Below are 3,729 nucleotides of genomic sequence, written 5' to 3' on the forward strand. Positions count from 1 at the left end.
CTCTATCTTCTCGTTCGTCCAGAAGTCGTACCAAGCAGTACCGGACGGTAGATAAACCTCCGTAGATTTCGGCTGTTGGAAGTTGGCTTGTGCCCCACCAGCGGCTTTTCCATCATTGTCACGACTCCATCCGCTCAGTTCATTCACATTTACAACAGCCTCTTGTGTATACTGCGCATGCAACACGGGAGCCACAAGGAAAGCCTTTCCAAACATGTATTCGTCATTCATGTCCCACACCTTCTTGTCTTTCGGGAAATCCATGACGAGCGCACGCATGAACGTGGACTGGCGATGGCTCACGTCCCACGACGTAGAATAAATGTAGGGCAAAAGGGAATAACGCAGGCGTATCATCTTCTCAATGGCATCATACACCGGTTCACCTTTCCGTCCGAACTGGTAAATCTCACGTGGGGTATTGGTACCATGGGAACGCATCATCGGCGTAAAAGCCCCGAACTGTAACCAACGTACATAAAGTTCCTGATAAAGCGGGTTCTTCGGGGCGGAACCATCTCCATTCTGGTTGTACTGTCCGGCAAAAAAACCGCCAATGTCGTGGTTCCAATGAGGCATGCCACAAAGCGAGAAGTTCAGGCCGGCCGGCACCTGATTGCGCAAGGTCTCCCATGAAGACCCCACATCACCAGTCCATACATTAGCCCCGTAACGCTGTTGTCCCACAAACCCCGAACGGGTGAGGATGAACACGCGTTTATCCGACGACACGGCACGCTGGTGGTCATACACTCCACCGACGGACATGAGCGGATAAGCGTTGCGAACCTTCCGGAAGGACCCCATACTGGTCTTGGTATCCAAATCCTCGGGCGTGGGATCCACATGGTCCGGTTCAGTAGAATCCATCCACCAAGCATCCATGCCGAGTTTGAAAATACCCTCATTCAAGTATTTCCAATAAATGTCACGGGCTTCGGGAGAATAGGCGTCATACACTTTCACTCCGGAAGGATATTCCATGATGGGCGGCCATGCGTCAATCCCAGAGGGCGGCCAAGTACGGAAGTCAAACAACAATCCTTTGGCAGCCAGTTCCCGGTAAGGTTTCGTAGCCGGACCGAATCCCGACCAAATGGAAATAGCCATGTGGGCATTCATCGCATGCACATCGTCCAACATCTTCTTGGGATTAGGATAATCTGGATTCAGAAAAGCCATGGCGTTCCACAAATAGTTGTGCCCCCAATATTGCCAATCTTGAATAATGCCGTCGAGAGGTACACCCAAATCACGATATTTACGCACTACGTCCACCACCTCTTTCTGGCTTTTGTAACGTTCCTTGCTCTGCCAATAACCATAAGTCCAAAGAGGAAACATCGGTACCTCTCCCGTAAGATAACGCATCTGCGCTATAACGCCATCGGCATCACTGCCATACATGAAATAATAATCCATACAATCGCCCACCTCCGAACGGAAAGAAGTCTCTTTCTCATTGTCGGTAAAGACTGTGGGGGAATAATTGTCCCAGAAGAGGCCATATCCTTTGGTAGATTGGATGAATGGACTTACGTCTTCCACGTTACCTTGTACAAGATTCTTCACTTGCCCACGTTGGGACATCTTCCCGTTTTGCAATTGTCCTAAGCCATAGAGCGCCTCATCATCATCAAGCGTAAAAGCCTGATAAACGTTATACGTAGAATTACCTGCGTCATTAAAAGGAGTAAATTGTTCTTTTACGGCTTTCTCGACGAGCAGTTGATTTCCCTTGGCTGTTTTATAGGAAAGAACACCGGTCGATGTGTCAAGAGACATCTGCAAAGCCTCCGTGCCAACCACGATGTTCCCGTTCTTTGTATTTACCTTAAACCCCACTTCTTTGGGTGAAGCCACAACCGACAAGCTCTTCTTCTCATAATCCTCGCCATGAGGCGACTTGACTATCCGCACAACCGAAGGGGTAAAGAACTGCACTTCCACATCCACATCATTCACAGTGGTCTTGATGCCGTAGGCGGTCTTTTGGTAATCCTGTGCCCAAGCTACAGCCACACAAATCAACCCACCCAAAAATAACATTGTTTTTCTCATACTATTTATATTTCTAATGGTTTCACTGCATAAAACAACATTCCATTTCAGTTAAAACACCAATAATCCCAATTCATCAAATCCTTGCCGACACTGCCCTTAAAAAGGAATACCAAATCGTGTACGCCTTTGGCACCCTTCACGCGACATTCCATTTCCTTATACGTCTGCATCCCTCCGGTGGCTTTCACCTCCAGCGTGCCCACCAAGGGACCGCCGGCACTATCCAAATGCATCTCGACGGCACAACCTTGTTCCGAAGCGATGCAAGCACGGAAACGTTTGGCACCACGCTTGCCGAAGTCCACACCGCGAACAACCAACGAATCACCATCATCTACAGCCGTCACATAAATGCCGCCGTCATCCAACCTTGCCGTCTTCAGGCCATGCCCCCATGCCATCGTTTCAGCTTCCACCCTACGGTAAGGATTGAAATGTTCAATCTGTTCCACCTTGACATCTTTAAAATAAGGCACTTCCTGAATCGTACCATCCGGATTGTAATGCATCTCAGCCACAGAAACAGAACGACGCTCACGGTGTTCCTTCATATCCAAGAACAGCAAATCATTATTCTGTCCGAACACGTAAGTTTTTCCCTTGTAATCGATGATACCCGGATGATTACCTCGCGTACGTTCAGTAGGCCGCATGATATATCCTTTCACGTCCCACGGCCCAGTGGGGGAACCGCTCATGGCATAACCTATACCTTCCGGACAGCAGGTAGAGGCAAAAGCCAAGTAATAATGGCCGTTACGCTTATAAAACCACGGCCCTTCCTGATAGGTTTTCAATTTGCCGATTTTCACAATGCCCCCAGAATAGGAAATCATGTCTTCATTGAGTTTCACGTAATAAAGGTTGGGGTTGCCCCAATACATGTAAGCCTGCCCGTCGTCATCGATGAATACCGTAGGGTCGATATCATCGCCAATTCCTTTTTGCCATACCAACGGTTGGCCGATAGGGTCCTTAAACGGACCATAAGGCGAATCGGATACCAATACCCCTATGCCATTACCCTGAACAGTACAATACATGTAGAATTTGCCGTTCCGCTCCACCACCTGCATGGCCCAAGCCCCATTTTGCTCTTCCCGCCAAGGAAAAGTCTTGGTTGTGGCTACCGTTCCATGGTCAGTCCAATTCACCATGTCGGTAGAAGTATAAAGCTGCCAGTCGAACATCTTAAAACTGTATGCGTCATCCTCATCATGTCCCGTATAAAGGAATACAGTGTCATTGTAAACCATGGGAGCCGGATCGGCCGTATATTTGGTTTGGATAATAGGATCCTGCGCACGGAGAGTGGCTCCTCCGCACAACCACATTGAAAAGAGGACGAAAGGAATGAAAGAATGTCTTGTTTTCATTATTGTCGTATTATTACTATTCAACTACAAAAGTACAGCCTCCTTGTACTGTATTCCTAACACTTATGTTGAAAATCATGGTAACGTCGTTGAAATCTCATGGAAAGAAGTTCCTAACAAACGGCCAGCCCTTTCTATTGCAAAGGATTCGCACCTTAAATGCACACTTCCCCCAACCGCATTAAAAGCTCTCCTACAAAAGGGCTGCAAATACTGCCTTTTGTAGGAGAGCACATCTTTTCCCGAAAGGGAGATACCTTATCAAAACTTCACCGAAACTTTCTTTCCA

2 protein-coding genes are annotated in these 3,729 nt (G+C 47.8%); both read right to left on the reverse strand.

Annotated features, from left to right (window positions below; genetic code table 11):
* Nucleotides 1–2,061: glycoside hydrolase family 31 protein (locus HMPREF9441_RS03370; RefSeq protein WP_008618020.1), on the reverse strand; the 2,061-nt coding region annotated here is incomplete at its 3' end.
* Between the two features lie 47 nt (nt 2,062–2,108).
* The gene (locus HMPREF9441_RS03375) at nt 2,109–3,398 is read right to left on the reverse strand and encodes a glycoside hydrolase family 43 protein (RefSeq protein ID WP_008618021.1); all 1,290 of its coding nucleotides are present in this window, start codon (nt 3,396–3,398) and stop codon (nt 2,109–2,111) included.
* Between the last annotated feature and the right edge of the window lie 331 nt (nt 3,399–3,729).

Origin of the sequence: Paraprevotella clara YIT 11840 (assembly GCF_000233955.1) — a bacterium.
In the GTDB taxonomy this organism is placed as follows: domain Bacteria; phylum Bacteroidota; class Bacteroidia; order Bacteroidales; family Bacteroidaceae; genus Paraprevotella; species Paraprevotella clara.